A 15963-nucleotide genomic window follows, 5' to 3' on the forward strand; every position below is an offset into this window, starting at 1 on the left:
TTATTAGAAAAAATAGAAAGTATTACAATATTAATGCAAGATTTGGATCTTACCTCTTAATGAATTTGGTTTTGGTTACAGAACCGTCAAGGGTTTCAACGATCATATAATACACTCCTGTCTGTAACTGGCTGATATCAAATCTCTGATTATTTAATTTTCCTTCCGCAGCTTTTTGTCCGTTAGCGGCATACACCTGGATATTTTTCACCTCTTTTTTAGTGACAAACAGAAGTTCTGTATTTTCTGTATTTACAGCAAATTTGATATCACGGTCTGAAGATTTTACATTGTCTGAAACCGCTAAAGATGAAGCTGCATATGTTACGTCATCTATCTGAATAGCAGTGTGCTGAATGCTTCCTATAATCCTGAAAGCAATATATTGCTGAGAAGATGATGGTATAGTGATTGAATATGTGGTTTCTGCAGAAGTTAAATTATTAATACTTCCAACAGGTGTAAATGAAGCCATATCACCGGCAGTCACACCATTTACCAGGCCAACCTGCACAGTACCCGTTGAGCCCGCAGCAGATCCTGCAGTCAGAGAAGATTTATAGGTTAATGTTTTAGTACCATCAGGAGCCACTATTTGTGGAGAAATAAGATAAGCGGCTGTATTACTGGACATAAAACTATAATACTGTACATGTTTATCTGTCGTCCCGTCAGCATATACCCACGGTCCCGCTCCGCTTTGTACCTTTGACCAGTTATTTTGAGGCCAGGCAGTGGCCGTTCCCGTAGTAAATGAATCGAAATTTTCATTGATTGTAGCCAGCTGTGCTTGGGCTGTAGCAGCAGAAAACAATAAAGTTCCCAAAAGTAGTTTCAACTTCATAACGTTATTTTTATTTAGAATTATTCTACAAAACTAATAATTTATTTTTAACTATTCTAAATAAAGTTTTATATTTGTCAAAAATTTTTTTACGGCTATGAAGAAGAAAGTGCTTTCCGTTCTCTTATTATCCACTATTATTTGGATAAATGCACAGGAAAAAGATTCTCTGGATCAGAAAAAAATAGAAGAAGTTGTCATCACGGGACAATTTACACAGCAATCCATCAATAAATCCATTTACAGGGTAGAGGTTATTGATGCGCAACAGATCAAAAATATGGCTGTTACGAACGTAGCAGAAGTTCTTAATCAGAATCTTAATATCTTAATAGAACCGAATAAAGGCTCCGGGGATTCCAATGCAAGTATTATGGGTCTTAGCGGGGAATATACCAAGATTCTTATCGACAATATTCCGGTGGTGAGTGATCAGGGAATGGGAAACCTGGTAGACCTTACCAAGATCAATGTTAATAATATTGAACGCATCGAGGTGGTAAAAGGAGCAATGGGCGTAGAATACGGGAATAATGCTCTTGCAGGAGTTATCAATATTATTACCAAAAAGAATTACCGCAAAAAATTCACGGCACAGGCTTCCGTACAGGAGGAAACGGTGAATAAGGACTATGACTGGTTCAAAAAAGGAAACGGCCGCCATATACAGTTCCTGAATTTAGGATATAGGATCAATGATCACTGGTCTGTTTCAGCAGATATTAATCATAATGATTTCCAGGGGTATAAAGGCAGATTACAGGGCTACAAGCACTTCAGTGAAAATAATGACGGCTTACGAGGCTACGACTGGCAGCCGAAAGACCAATTGACGACGAACGGCATTATCCGTTACAGCAAAAACAACACGAGCTTTTTCTATAAGGCAAACTTCCTTACAGAGAAAGTGAATTATTATAATCCGCTGGTTGAAGAGCTCTATCTGGGTGGCGGGAACAGGACTTATATTGCCAACGACAGGGATTACAGTACCAAAAGATGGATCCACCAGTTCAATATTCAGACAAAATTAGGGCAAAGGATCAATTATAGCGGGGATTTTTCTTACCAGACCCAGGAAAGAAAATATGAAGATTATCAGTATGATGTTCCGAACAGGCAGGAAGTATCACGAGCTGCCGAACAATTGTACTACAAATCCGATGTATTATACTCCAGAGGAATGTTCAGCAACTTTTTAAACAGTGATAAGATCAACTTCCAGATCGGTTACGAGCTGGACAGGACCAAGGGATTTGCAAGCTCAAGAACAGGGCTATTCGGTGGAAACGATCTTGAAAGATCCATATTCAGCTATGCCAACTTCCTGTCTGCAGAATGGAATGTGACTGACTGGCTGTCTTTTCGCCCGGGGGTGAGGATGGCTTTAAGTGATAAGTTCGATTCCCAATATAATTATTCCACAACAACAAGATTCAAAATATCACAGAAATCAGATCTTCGTCTGGTATTTGGTACCGCCAACAGATTCCCGGCCTATGAAGAACTCTATGCCTATATGGTAGACAATAACCACGATATCCAGGGAAATGAGAACCTTAAACCTGAAACAGGGTATTCTACAGGAGTATTCTGGGATTATAATACCACATCATCAGGCAGCTGGAAATTCAATTTTAGTTTTTCAGGTATGTACCTCGATGTGAATGACAGGATAGAAAGTGTGATCATCAGTAACAGTCCTTTAAAATTCACCTATCTTAATGTAGATAATTATAAATCCATATTGTTTGGAGGAGGTCTTAATATCCGTAAAGGAGATCTGGCAGTTAATGCCGGGGTTTCTGTAATGGGAATTTCCCAGGTGCTGAACACAGGTAATATTTATTCGCCGGATGATTTTAACTATTATGCAGAAGCTAATCTGGCGGCCAATTATACATTGCCTTCAAAAACGCTTTTCGCATTGTACTACAAATATACGGGAAAACAGAAAAGATACACCCACAGAAGCAATGCACAGGACCCTATGGATCGGGGAGAATATGTTCTGGGAGAAATAGGAGACTTCAATATGCTGAATTTTACGGTGAGCCAGCCGTTCTTTAACAATCATCTGGAATTAAGTCTTGGTATTAAGAACATTTTTGATGTTACCACCGTAAAGAATACTATAGTTGCCGGAGATGGGCATAACGCAGCGGCCGGTGAACAAAATCTATTCTATGGCAGAAGTTATTTTGCCAGATTAAATTATAACTTTTAAAAATTTAAACATGAAGAAAATACTATTTTGCCTTTTAATAGGAGCTTCTTTTATTTCTCAGTCATGTATCAATGATAATGAAGATCCTGTTGCGGTAACTCCTACAGACGGTGCAGTTGTGAATCCTGATGTAGGCGGTGCCACGGAACCTAACCAGGTTTGGTTTGATTTAGGTACCAATACTGAAATTATTACGAAGAGAACAGATTGGGATCTTGCCTTCTATTCCGGAAGCGCATTTAAAGTAATTTTAAACTCATCGATCATGATGGCTGCTGGAAAAATCCCGGGTGCTGTTAATATCGATCTGGTAAAGGAAACTGATGTAACAACATTAATGGATGAGGTTCAGGTTGCTAATTTCAACCCGGCAAATGTTGCATATATAGACGATGTGAAAGGAGATGTTCCTGTAGGTTATACAGCAATTGGGGAGATTAAGGCCACCGATTCCGAAAATGCGGTCTACCTTGTGAACATGGGAAGAGAGATCTTTACAGGGACTGTACCTACAGGATCCGTATCAACCGGTGGAGATTTAAGAGGATGGATGAAAGTACAGGTGGTAAGATCAGGAGACGGGTATAAAGTGAAATATGCAGAGCTGAATGCGACCAGCCATAAAGAACTGATAATTGCCAAGAACCCTGCCTATAATTATACTTTTGTCAGCTTAAAAAACAATAAAGAAGTGCTGGTTCAGCCTGAGAAAAAGAAATGGGATATCTGCTTCACCGTATTTACCAATACCATTACCGGGGCAGGAAGTTATATTTACGCAGACTTTGTGACCAATAATAATCTGGGAGGTGCAGGGGCTTATGAAGTGAAAATCGCAGCGCCGGCATCCGGAGTGGAAGCTTATAATAATTTTAAAGCTTCAGATATCGACCAGTCTAAATTTGTTTATAACGATCAGCGTGTGATCGGTTCCAACTGGAGAAATCCTGTGGGAGTAAACGGCCTTGAAGTCTATGGAGACCGCTTCTATATCGTCAAAGATGCCGAAGGATACTATTTTAAGCTGAGATTCACCAGGCTGACCAGTACGGCAGGAGAACGTGGAAGGCCGCAGTTCGAATATAAACCTTTATAAAAATCAAATATAGTATATCATGAAAAAATTCGTTTTAGTAGCATCCGTTCTTTTAGCAGTGTACTCATGCAAAAAAGAAGAAAATGCCAAAAAAGAAAATACAACGGAGGCAGCTTCGGAAGCCCCAAAATCCAATAATAAAATCGTTACCCTTAGTGGTGGAATTACAGAGATCGTAAGTGCTTTAGGACACGAAAAAGAGATCGTGGGAACCGATGTTACCAGCACCTATCCTGAAACACTGAAAGCTACAGCCAAAGACCTGGGGCATGTAAGATCCATGACCATTGAGCCGATCATGGCCGTAAGCCCGACCCTGATCCTGGCTTCCGAAAAAGATATCAACCCTGAGTTACTGGGGAAAATTAAATCTTCAGGCATCAAAGCTGAGGTCTTCAAACAGGAATATTCTGTAGAAGGAACGAAAAAACTGATCACAGATGTGGCAAAAGCTGTAGGCAATACAGACTATCAGAAACTGATCGATAAGATTGATGCCGATCTGAAACAGATCCAGCCTATCGCTAAAAAACCGAAAGTATTATTCATCTATGCCAGAGGAAACATGATGATGGTGGCCGGAAAAAATACCCCGATGGAAAAATTAATAAGCATTGCCGGCGGAGAAAATGCAGCAAATGATTTTGAAGATTTCAAACCTTTGACCCCTGAAGCGGTAGTAAAAGCTAACCCGGATGTCTTATTCTTTTTCACCAGCGGACTACAGGGAGCAGGAGGAAGCGAAGGAGTTCTTAAAATGCCGGGTGTTTCCCAAACTAATGCAGGAAAGAATAAAAAAATCATCGCTATGGACGGAGGCCTGGTATCAGGTTTCGGGCCAAGAGTAGGAGAGGCAGCAGTAGGATTAAACAAACTGTTAATTGAAAACACAAAGTAAACTATATTTTTATTTTACCCTGAGTGCCGTATTGCTTGTTATTATAGCAGTACTGGCACTTAACACAGGAGTATATGACTTTGGAGGAACTTCCCCTTTCAGGATCCTGTGGCAATTTATAAAAGGCGATCCGGGCTTATCCTTAAGTGACAAATATGTGATTTGGGATGTACGGGCAGCAAGGATCATCATGGCTATTTTAATCGGGAGTATGCTGTCTGTTTCAGGAACCGGGCTTCAGGGGCTTTTCAAAAATCCTCTGGCAACAGGAGACCTGATCGGACTAACTTCCGGAGCCACATTGCTGGCGGCTATTGCCATTGTCTTGGGAGGACATTTCAAAGAATATCTTCCTGAAATGGTGCAGTTCTCGCTGGTCAGTTTCTCAGCTTTTCTGGGAGCTTTCCTGTCTATGATGCTGGTGTACAGGATCTCTACAAGTGGAGGAAAGACCAATGTGGTCATGATGCTGTTGACAGGGGTTGCCATAACAGCTATAGGGTTTTCGATCACCGGTTTTTTGATCTATATTTCAAAAGACGAGCAGTTGAGAGACCTTACCTTCTGGAATTTAGGAAGTTTAGCTGCAGCAACATGGACAAAAAATATTGTTTTAACGGTGGTTATGATCATTTCCTACATCATTTTGCTGCCACAGGGAAAAGCGCTGAACGCCATGATGCTGGGAGAAAAAGATGCACAGCATTTAGGGATCAATGTTGAAAGGCTAAAGAAGCAGATCATTATCATCACAGCATTAATGGTGGGAACCTGTGTGGCATTTGCCGGGACAATTGGTTTTGTAGGTCTTATTGTACCTTATATCTTAAGGCTTCTGTTCAAATCCGATTATGCTTTTATCCTGCCGTTGTCGGCCGTTTGCGGAAGTATTTTGCTGTTGACTGCAGATACCTTCAGCAGAAGCATTGTAGAGCCTTCAGAATTGCCGATCGGTATTCTTACCGCTCTGATGGGAGGCCCGATCTTTATTGCCATCCTCGTTAAATATAAAAGAGCATTATAATGATAAAGGCACATCAGATCAAATATGCACATAAGGAATTTCATATTCTGGACGGCGTGGATGTCTCTTTGGAATATGGTGAATTTCTGGCCATTGTCGGCCCGAACGGAGCGGGAAAATCAAGCCTGCTGAGTGTTCTGGCCAATGAAATAAAAGTCGGAAAACAAAAGATTTTATTTAAAAATAAACCCATCCATGAATGGGAAGTCAGGGAATTGTCCAGACATAAGGCTAAATTTTCACAACATAACAGCAATGATATTCCTCTTGAGGTAAAAGATGTTGTTATGATGGGCAGGTACCCGTATTTCGACGCACAGCCGGGAAAAGAAGACTATGAGGCAATGAATAACATGATGTACGACACCGATATTTTCCACCTGAAAGACAGGGAATATAATACCCTGTCGGGCGGAGAAAAGCAGCGTGTACATCTTTCCAGAGTAATGGCCCAGCTACAGAATGAAATTGCCTATAAGCTGGTTTTTCTGGATGAACCATTGAACAATCTGGATATTAAGCATCAGTACAAGGCTTTGGAAATCATTAAAAACTTTACCAAAAAAGCCAACAGTGCTATTGTTGTCCTGCACGATCTTAATCTGGCAGCCCAGTTTGCAGACAAGATCTTATTGATGAAATCCGGAAAAGTGTCAGCGTACGGGACACCACAGGATGTTTTCACTATTGACAATATCAGTGATGCATATAGTTTTCCCTGCACTATCTGCCCGCACCCCATTAATAATAACCCAATGATCATTTTCGGATAACCATGGAAAAAGACGAATTAAAAATCCTTGCTCAGAACCTTGCCAATCCGCAGGGAGAAAAAGGAATTGAGATCGGCGAAATGATGAATGCCAACAATATAGGAATGACTTTGGAAAGCATTCAGTCACTCCTCATAGAAGATGAAGAACACATTCTTGAAATAGGTCACGGAAACGCCGGACATCTGAAAAGCATTCTGAATAAAGCCAAAGGCATCAGATATACTGGTATCGACATTTCGGAAACCATGCATCATGAAGCCGGAAGATTAAACAAAGAATTTGAAGATCAGGCTGATTTTGTATTATATGAAGGAAAGAAATTTCCTTTTGAAAATAAGACTTTTGACAAGATATTCACGGTAAATACAGTGTATTTCTGGGAAGATCCGGCAGAATTCTTACATGAGATCTACAGAGTACTGAAAGACAGCGGAACCTTCGTTCTTACCTTCGGACAAAAGGAATTCATGGAGAAATTACCTTTTACGGAATATAATTTCACATTGTACAGCAACAGCGAAATGGAAGAGCTGATCTCCAAAAGCCATTTCAAAAGAATGAAAATATCCGAAAAAGAAGAAGAGATCCAAAGCAAGACAGACAACGAAATCATACAAAGAAAATATACAGTTTTAACCATAAAAAAATAAAATATAATGAGCACATTAGTTAACGACCTGAAAGAAAAATGGGAAGCTCTTAAAGCAGAAAATCCACACCTGAGAATAAGAAACGCTGCTGCACAATTAGGTGTAAGTGAAGCTGAGTTATTAGTGACCAACATCGGGGAAGGGGTGACCGTTTTGAAGCCTGAGTTTCAAAATATCCTGTCAGAAGTTGAGCAATTGGGAAAAGTGATGGCTCTTACACGTAATGATGAGTGCGTACATGAAAGAAAAGGAACGTATCTGAACGGAGATTTCAGCAGCCCTCATGCACAGCTTTTCGTAGGAGAAGATATTGACCTCAGGATTTTCCTGAACTCATGGAAATCTGCTTTTGCAGTAGTGGAAGGAGACAAGAAAAGCTTTCAGTTCTTTGGAAAAGACGGACTGGCTCTTCATAAGATCTACTTGACCAAAGACAGCAATGCAGCAGCTTTTGATACTATTGCTGAAAAATATAAAGCGGAAGACCAGAATCAGACCTTTGAATTTGAAGCAGTTGCTGCGAAACCTGAAGAAAAACCGGATTCTGAGATCGATGTGGAAGGCTTTCAAAAAGCATGGAAAGAATTAAAAGATACGCATGAGTTCTTCATGATGACCAGAAAATTCGGGGTAAGCAGAACCCAGGCTTTGAGGTTGGCTCCGGAAGGTTTTGCGAAAAAAATAGAAAACTCCAAAGTAGTCAATGTTCTGGAAGATGCCTCTGAAAAGAACCTTCCGATCATGGTATTTGTAGGGAACAGAGGGATTATCCAGATCCATACCGGAAATGTGAAGAAAACACTTTGGCATCAGCAGTGGTTCAACGTAATGGACCCGGATTTTAACCTGCACCTTGATGTAACGAAAATAGCAGAAGCCTGGATCGTGAAAAAACCTACTGAAGACGGGGAAGTGACAGCAGTTGAAGTCTTTAATAAAGAAGGGGATTTCATTGTTCAGTTCTTTGGAAAAAGAAAACCGGGAATTCCTGAATTACAGGAATGGAAAGACCTTGTAGCAGAATTAGAGAAATAATAGTTAGATGATTTGAGGAGGGCCGTTTTGTTTTTTATAATTCAAGGCGGTCTTTTATTTTATGGCTAAAAAGTAAAAAGGCTAAAAGGCAAATTTGCGATTTAGCTTTTGTGGTTACCATTTTTTAATAGTATTTTTATAAATCATGATAAAGATAAAAATGAAAAATATTTTCATAGCAATATTGCTTGGATTTTTTTGTACTCTTAATGCTCAGGACTTTAAAGCCTATCAGTTTTATGATCAGAAAGGAAAAACGATTAAAACCGATAAGCTGATCAAAGAGCTGGCTGAATATGATGTGGTCTTCTTTGGTGAAAATCATAACAGTTCCATCAATCACTGGCTTCAGCTAAAAGTAACGGAAGGGTTGTATGAAAAGAAAAAGAGGCAGATCATCTTAGGTGCCGAAATGTTTGAAAGAGACAACCAGTCTCAGCTGGATCAGTATTTGAATGGGAAATTTGATGCCAAAACATTGAAAGATTCGGCCCGGTTGTGGAACAATTACTCTACGGATTATAAACCTCTGGTGGATTTTGCAAAAAATAAAAAACTGAATTTCATTGCGACCAATATTCCGAGAAGATATGCTTCACAAACAGCAAAAGAAGGGTTGGAATCCTTAAATAAACTAGGTGAAAAAGAGAAAACCTATATTGCTCAGTTACCCATAAAAGTCACTCTGGATACGCCCGGCTATAAAGAAATGAAGACCATGATGGGAGATCACGCGGAAGGAACAAAGGTAATGAACTTCATTTCTGCACAGGCAGTGAAAGATGCTACCATGGCAGAATCTATCCTGAAAAACTTGCAGTCCGGGAAAACCTTTATTCATTATAATGGTAACTATCACAGCAAAGAGTTCGGGGGAATTTACTGGTACATTAAACAGAAAAATCCCAACCTGAAAATGGCCGTGATCTCGGTTTTTGAAACAGAAGATCCGGAACTGAAGATCCCTGAAAAAGAATATATCCCGACAGATTTTAACCTGATCATTCCGGCGGATATGACAAAGACCTTTTAATTATTTAAAACTATTTTATTCTCACAGATTCGGCAGATCACACAGATTTTCACAGAATAAAACAGCTTAAGAAAGATCTGCGTAATCTGCCAAATCTGCGAGAGCAAAAAACAAAACAGAGAATCCCGATAAAGCATCAATCTATAGTCGAGGTAGATTTTCATCGAACCACTTCATCATATTTCCGGTGAAATGAAAAAGGAATAAATTACAATATCTATCTTTGCTTTAGAAAGAATTAGAATGAAAAATTTATCCTGCCTTTTATTCCTTTTTGTTGGGTTGATCAATGCCCAGAAACTGAATTCAGATGAGCTTTCGATCATTAACCGAGGGAGTTCGGATTCTGCCTTATCCATTTACCAGACAACTGATGCCGACCAGCATAAAACATTATTGAGCCTTTCCACAGAAATCGATCCGCTAGATCCACATACGGAAACCCTGGTAAAAAGGATGAAACTGTCGCTGCTTTCCACAGACGGGGGAGTGGGGATTGCCGCTCCGCAGGTGGGGATCAACAGAAAAGTGATCTGGGTTCAGCGTTTTGACAAAGAAGGCGAGCCTTTGGAGTATTTTATCAATCCAGTGATCGTATGGAGGTCGGAGATCCTGAATCTGGGGCCGGAAGGAGACTTATCTATTCCTGATTTCAGGGACCAGTTTTACAGAAGCAAAGTGATCCATCTGGAATATGTGGATCTGAAAGGGAAGAAGCATTCGGAGATTGTGGAAGGTTTTACGGCTGTGATCTTTCAGCATGAGATCGACCATCTTTTCGGGATCCTGATCTCTGATAAGAAAGAAAAAGAAAAAGGAGATGCTTATCAGAAAGTGGATGCTTTTGAAAAGCTGAAATAAAATTAGGTGATTGTATATATCTGTCAAGTCATGTAGAGATGCTTCTAGCATGATAAACAGATTGTTTGGCCTCATTTAAATGTAGTTAAAATATCAGGACTTTCAATATTTAACAAATTTATCAGTTTTTTACCAGATTGCTGTTCAGGATGATATCTTTGATCTTTGTTTCAAAATAGTAATACAGGTCACTATTTTCATTCATCTGATTTTCCAGAACGATAATGCTGACATCATCTTTGGGAATATAGATATTTAAAGAAGCGAAGCCGTCTCCCAATCCACTATGGCCTAAATACTCAGCCCTCGGATCTTTTACAATTCTGATGTTATAACCATAGCCCATTTTCTCCTTCCCGAATACGTCATGCTGTGATAATACCGATGAGGTTGTCATTAATGCATAAGTTCTTGGCTTTAGAATTTTTCCTTTATGCAATTTGCTGTTCCATATCACCAGGTCTTTTGCAGTGGTGACCACTCCGTCAGCAGGCATATTTTCATCGTTAATAAAAGAATTTTCAACAACGGTAAAATGGCTGTTATTGCTCATATGGCCTGATACAAGATTCCTGCGGTTATCTTTTGAATAACAAAACGTATCTCTCATATTGAGTTGGCGGAACAATTCATTGGCTAACTGCGTATAGGTTTTCCCGGAAACATTTTCCAGTATTTTCCCCAAAAGAATATTGGACAGGTTTCCATATTTAAATTCCGAACCGGGTGTAAACAGCAGAGGTTTTTCAATAGCTTCAATCCCGTGGGTGTGATTCAGTAACTGGTGAACGGTAACCGTATCTGCCCATGTTTGGCTTAAAAACGGTAAATATTTTTTTATGGATGACTGTAGATCTATTTTTCCTTTTTCGACTTCTTTTAAGATCAAAACAGAGGTGATCTGTTTGGTATTTGACATGATCTCAAACTGATCATCAACATTTAAAGGAATTTTGGTCTGACTGTTTTTAAAGCCATATGCTTTTGAATATTTGCTTTTGCCGTCTTTAGTAATTACAACAACACCATTAAATGTCCTGGGAGTTTTAACTTTTATGAGACTATCAATTTTACTGGTATAATTATCTTTGCTTTGACCGTTAAAACAGGATACTGAAAAAAGTATAAGAAGGGTATACAATAACCCGGAAATGAATTTCATATTTTTTAATAGCTATCTTTAATTACCTGTTTATGATCTCTGCTCCGAAAACATCTACAAAATGCTTTCTGATCTTTGCTTTCACATCTTCCATTTCCTCAGGGGTAAGTTCCCTTTCCAGCTCCCTTTTTAATGAGGTCACCTGTTTGTCTTTGATGCCACATGGGATGATGTATTCAAAATACCGCATATCCGTATTCACATTCAGGGCAAAACCATGTAAAGTTACCCAGCGGGACGCCTTTACTCCCATTGCACAGATCTTTCTGGCATAAGGTTTTCCCACATCCAGCCAGACCCCTGTTTCTCCTTGGGAACGCTCACCGTTTAGCCCATACTCACCAATAGTCCTGATGATCACTTCTTCTAGGTTTCTCATATAAAGATGAATATCCGTAAAGAAATTTTCCAGATCCAGAACGGGATATCCCACAATCTGCCCATATCCGTGATAGGTAATATCCCCGCCGCGGTTGGTCTTCACAAAAGTGGCATCTATTTCTTTTAATTTGTCAATTCCCGCCAGCATATTTTCTTCATGCCCACTTTTTCCTAATGTATACACATGAGGGTGTTCCACAAAAAGCAGGTGGTTGGGAGTAATAAGGTGCTGTTCGGCGGGAAGGTCACGGTTTTTAATCTTGGTATCAATGATATCTTTCATCAGTTTTTCCTGATAATCCCATGCGGGCTGATATTCTTTTATACCCAGGTCTTCAAATTCTACTACTTTATTCAGATTGGTATTCATACTACAAATTTAGTGAATTTTACCCTTGTATGGAATTGAGAAAATCTATGGCATTCTTTCTCCAGTCTTTATTTTGTAATAAAATATCTACAAAGGCAGTTCCTATGATCCCGCCATCGGCTTTCTCCGTTACATTTTCGAAATCCTGTTTAGACCTGATCCCGAAACCGATCATTACAGGATTTTTTAATGAAAGAGTAGCTAGTTTTGTAAGATAATCCTCATTTTTTAAGACTGCATTTTCTTTTCCTGTGGTAGATGACGAACTCACCGCATACAGGAATCCTGAACTCAGGGAATCCAGATACAGAATCCTTTCATCAGAGGTTTCAGGAGTTACCAGAAAAGTAAAATTAAGACGATATTTTTTTAAAATTTCTTTATAATTTTTTTCAAATTCAATGGGAGGAAGGTCAGGAATGATGAGCCCCGAAACCCCGCTTTCGGAACATTCCCTGCAGAAATTCTCAAATCCGAAACTCAGGACAGGATTAATATAACCCATTAAAATAACCGGTATCCTTATTTCGTTTTTGATAGATTTAAGTTGCGAAAAAAGTTTTGCAATCGTCATTCCGTTTTTCAGGGCCAGTTCGTGGGCCTGCTGAATGACAGGGCCATCCGCTACAGGATCAGAATAAGGCATTCCGATTTCCATCATATCAGCCCCGGAATCCTGAATGAGTTTTATAATTTCGGTAGTATCTTCCAGCTGTGGAATTCCAGCTGTGAAGTATATGTTGAGTTTTTTCATTTTTTATTAGAAGTTAGAAATTAGAAGTTAGAGAATTTTGGTAAACACAGACAGAGACTAATAACTCATAACTTATAACTTTTCAGATATGTTTCCATATCCTTATCCCCGCGTCCACTGAGGCAAATGACCACAATATCATTTTCATTGAATTTCTTTTTGTCTAAAATCGCCAGAGCATGGGCACTTTCCAAGGCGGGAATGATACCTTCCAGTTTTGTCAGTTCAAAAGCAGACGCTAAAGCTTCATCATCATTAATACTGAAAAATTCTGCACGTTTTTCTTTGAATAAATGGGCGTGAAAAGGGCCTATTCCGGGATAATCCAGGCCTGCGGAAATAGAATGGGGTTCTATGACCTGACCGTCATTGGTCTGCATCACGAGGCTTTTACTTCCATGCAGTACCCCTAAGGTTCCTAAAAAAGTAGTAGCCGCCGATTTTCCGGAATCAACTCCTAAACCCCCGGCCTCAGCTGCAATGATTTTCACTTCTTCTTCATCGACAAAATGATAAAATGTGCCCGCTGCATTACTTCCGCCGCCTACACATGCAATCACATAATCCGGATTTTCCCTGCCAGTTTGTTCTTTAAGCTGCTCTTTGATCTCTTTGGAAATGATGCTCTGAAACCTTGCCACCAGATCCGGGAACGGATGCGGACCTACCACACTTCCGATCACATAATGGGTGGTTACGGGATTGTTGATCCAGTCTCTTAATGCTTCATTAACGGCATCTTTCAAAGTTTTTGAACCTGAAGTCGCTGCAACCACTTTTGCACCCAGCATTTTCATCCTTGCTACATTAGGGGCTTGCCTCCGGATATCAACCTCACCCATATACACAATACATTCCAGCCCCAGTAAGGCACAGGCCGTAGCGGTGGCCACACCATGTTGTCCTGCACCTGTCTCGGCAATGATCCTCGTCTTTCCCAGGCGTTTTGCCAGCAAAACCTGTCCCAAAGCATTATTGATCTTGTGAGCTCCTGTATGATTGAGGTCTTCTCTTTTCAAATAGATGTTGGTTTTGTATTTATGGCTTAAATTTTTGGAGTAGTAAAGTGGAGTAGCCCTGCCTACATAATTTTTAAGCAGATCCTGATATTCTTTCTGAAAATCTTCTGATTCTATGATCTCAATATAATTTTTCTGTAATTCTTCCACATTAGGATAAAGCATTTCCGGAATGAAAGCTCCTCCGAATTCTCCATAATATCCATTCTCATCAGGATTTTTATAATTCATATTCATATTTTTTGTTGATAGAGAGCCCCGAAGGGACGATTTAATAAATTGAAAGACTTAGTCCCGCTATATGGTCTATTTAATCCCACAAATATTTTTCATCATATTGAATTTTATGTTTTTTCAATATTTTAAGCAGCTTATCTTTACTGGAGTTTACCTTTAAAAGCTTTTATTTTTTCCAGATCTTTAATTCCGGGTTCAGTTTCAAACTTTGAATTAATATCCAGGGCAAAAGGGTTTTGATTTAAAATTCCTATTTTATCTATATTATCTTCCGAAATCCCGCCGCTTAAAAAGTAGGGTAGCGGAAGTTCAATATCATTCAATATATTCCAGTCAAATTGTTTTCCTGTTCCCCCAAATGCCTTTGAATCAGTATCAAAGAGAAAGTAATTGACAGCTGATAAAAGCTGGCTGGTGGCTTGCTGTATTTTATTTTCTGTTCCTGTCTCTTGATTACCTATTCGGATAGCTTTAATAATTCCAATCCTGGGATTCAATTTTTCTTTTAATTTTGAAATGTATATTTCATCCTCATCTCCATGAAGCTGGATAAAATTCAATCCCGATTTTTCTGCTGTTTCTGCTACTTTTTCTATGCTTTTATTAACAAATACCCCTGTTTTTCCCCGATGGCCGATCTTTGAGATATCTTCTAAAGTCAGATGGTTTAATACGTATCTCGGGGATTTCTCATAAAAAATGAATCCTAAGAAATCAATATTCATATAGATGAGTTCATGGATTTGATCAGGCTGTGTCAATCCACAGACTTTGAGCTTTGGCCTCAAGTTCATTATAATTTTATGTTGTTAAGTTTAAAATAAACTTTTCAAATGTCTGAGCCGGATTTTCATTTTTCATAAAATATTCTCCCATTAAAAAACCGTCAAATCCTTTTTCTTTCAGGTAATTGAAATCTTCAACATTATAAATTCCGCTTTCAGCAACTGACAATGCATTTTCCGGAAGCTGATCTTTCAGTTGTACGGAATGTTGAAGATCAACTTTAAAATCTTTCAGGTTTCTGTTGTTGATTCCTACCAGATCGATATCCCGATTGTAATGGTCTAACTCTTCTTCGGTGTGAATTTCCAGTAAAACCTCCATTCCCAATTCATGAGAAAGAGCAGTGAAATCTTTGACCTGGGAAGGAGAGAGGCATGAAGCAATAAGTAATACAACATCTGCTCCAATACTTTTGGCTTCATAAAACTGGTATTCATCGATCATAAAATCTTTACGAAGGACGGGAATGTTAATATACTTCCGGACATTCAGAATATCATCAAATGAACCTCCGAAAAAATCCTTGTCAGTAAGAACAGAAACCCCGCTTGCTCCAAAATTTTCGTATGCAGAGACCACTTCCAAAGGTTCAGCTTTGTAATTAATGATTCCTTTTGACGGGGATTGCCGTTTAAATTCCGCAATAATTCCGCTTTTCTCCTGTATGGATTTTTTTAAGGAAAAGTTTTTTCTTTCAAAAAATTCAGAACTTTTTAATCCTTCGACAGATATTCTTGATTTTGAAGCGATAATTTCTTCTTTTTTTCTTTCTATGATCTTATCTAATATGGTCATCATATTCCATTAATC

The 15963-nt window shown here is 39.1% G+C and carries 16 protein-coding genes; 9 read left to right on the top strand and 7 right to left on the bottom strand.

Annotation, left to right across the window (positions count from 1 at the left end):
• Positions 1-49: 49 nt before the first annotated feature.
• Positions 50-844: a T9SS type A sorting domain-containing protein gene (locus tag HNP38_RS01740; RefSeq protein ID WP_184183504.1), complete on the bottom strand. Its 795-nt coding sequence runs from the start codon at positions 842-844 to the stop codon at positions 50-52.
• A gap of 97 nt (positions 845-941) precedes the next feature.
• Between HNP38_RS01740 and HNP38_RS01745 the strand changes: the two genes are divergently transcribed.
• From HNP38_RS01745 to HNP38_RS01785, 9 genes are all read left to right on the top strand, one after another.
• Complete coding sequence (locus HNP38_RS01745) at positions 942-3071, top strand: TonB-dependent receptor plug domain-containing protein (RefSeq protein WP_184183506.1); 2130 nt, start codon at positions 942-944, stop codon at positions 3069-3071.
• Between the two features lie 10 nt (positions 3072-3081).
• Positions 3082-4167, top strand: coding sequence for an HmuY family protein (locus HNP38_RS01750; RefSeq protein WP_184183509.1), 1086 nt, complete (start codon positions 3082-3084; stop codon positions 4165-4167).
• Positions 4168-4186: 19 nt separating this feature from the next.
• On the top strand, positions 4187-5065 hold the full coding sequence (locus tag HNP38_RS01755; protein ID WP_184183511.1) for a hemin ABC transporter substrate-binding protein: 879 nt from the start codon (positions 4187-4189) through the stop codon (positions 5063-5065).
• Positions 5049-6089, top strand: coding sequence for a FecCD family ABC transporter permease (locus HNP38_RS01760; RefSeq protein ID WP_184183513.1), 1041 nt, complete (start codon positions 5049-5051; stop codon positions 6087-6089). Before HNP38_RS01755 ends, HNP38_RS01760 begins: the two co-directional genes overlap by 17 nt.
• Positions 6089-6862 (top strand): heme ABC transporter ATP-binding protein, encoded by a 774-nt coding sequence (locus HNP38_RS01765; protein ID WP_184183515.1) that lies wholly within the window; start codon positions 6089-6091, stop codon positions 6860-6862. The genes HNP38_RS01760 and HNP38_RS01765 overlap by 1 nt, the downstream gene beginning before the upstream one ends.
• A gap of 2 nt (positions 6863-6864) precedes the next feature.
• Complete coding sequence (locus HNP38_RS01770) at positions 6865-7515, top strand: class I SAM-dependent methyltransferase (RefSeq protein ID WP_184183517.1); 651 nt, start codon at positions 6865-6867, stop codon at positions 7513-7515.
• A gap of 6 nt (positions 7516-7521) precedes the next feature.
• Positions 7522-8550 (top strand): hemin-degrading factor, encoded by a 1029-nt coding sequence (locus HNP38_RS01775; RefSeq protein WP_184183519.1) that lies wholly within the window; start codon positions 7522-7524, stop codon positions 8548-8550.
• 160 nt (positions 8551-8710) lie between these two features.
• Positions 8711-9583, top strand: coding sequence for a ChaN family lipoprotein (locus HNP38_RS01780; RefSeq protein WP_184187498.1), 873 nt, complete (start codon positions 8711-8713; stop codon positions 9581-9583).
• 243 nt (positions 9584-9826) lie between these two features.
• Positions 9827-10444, top strand: a complete 618-nt coding sequence (locus tag HNP38_RS01785; protein WP_184183520.1) for a peptide deformylase — start codon at positions 9827-9829, stop codon at positions 10442-10444.
• A gap of 121 nt (positions 10445-10565) precedes the next feature.
• Here the strand turns inward: HNP38_RS01785 and HNP38_RS01790 are convergent, their stop codons facing one another.
• The 6 genes from HNP38_RS01790 to trpC form a co-directional block, all read right to left on the bottom strand.
• Entirely contained in the window at positions 10566-11606 is a 1041-nt protein-coding gene (locus HNP38_RS01790) for a serine hydrolase domain-containing protein (protein ID WP_184183523.1), read from the bottom strand.
• A 22-nt stretch (positions 11607-11628) separates the two neighbouring features.
• Complete coding sequence (gene lipB, locus HNP38_RS01795) at positions 11629-12357, bottom strand: lipoyl(octanoyl) transferase LipB (protein ID WP_184183526.1); 729 nt, start codon at positions 12355-12357, stop codon at positions 11629-11631.
• A 19-nt stretch (positions 12358-12376) separates the two neighbouring features.
• A complete protein-coding gene (gene trpA / locus HNP38_RS01800) occupies positions 12377-13111 on the bottom strand; it encodes a tryptophan synthase subunit alpha (RefSeq protein WP_184183529.1) in 735 nt (244 codons plus the stop codon).
• A gap of 65 nt (positions 13112-13176) precedes the next feature.
• Positions 13177-14361, bottom strand: coding sequence for a tryptophan synthase subunit beta (gene trpB / locus HNP38_RS01805; protein ID WP_184183532.1), 1185 nt, complete (start codon positions 14359-14361; stop codon positions 13177-13179).
• A gap of 146 nt (positions 14362-14507) precedes the next feature.
• The gene (locus HNP38_RS01810) at positions 14508-15161 is read right to left on the bottom strand and encodes a phosphoribosylanthranilate isomerase (RefSeq protein ID WP_184183535.1); all 654 of its coding nucleotides are present in this window, start codon (positions 15159-15161) and stop codon (positions 14508-14510) included.
• Between the two features lie 7 nt (positions 15162-15168).
• Entirely contained in the window at positions 15169-15948 is a 780-nt protein-coding gene (trpC, locus tag HNP38_RS01815; protein WP_184187501.1) for an indole-3-glycerol phosphate synthase TrpC, read from the bottom strand.
• Positions 15949-15963: the final 15 nt, after the last annotated feature.

It is taken from the genome of Chryseobacterium defluvii (assembly GCF_014204415.1).
GTDB classification, from domain to species: Bacteria; Bacteroidota; Bacteroidia; order Flavobacteriales; family Weeksellaceae; genus Chryseobacterium; species Chryseobacterium defluvii_A.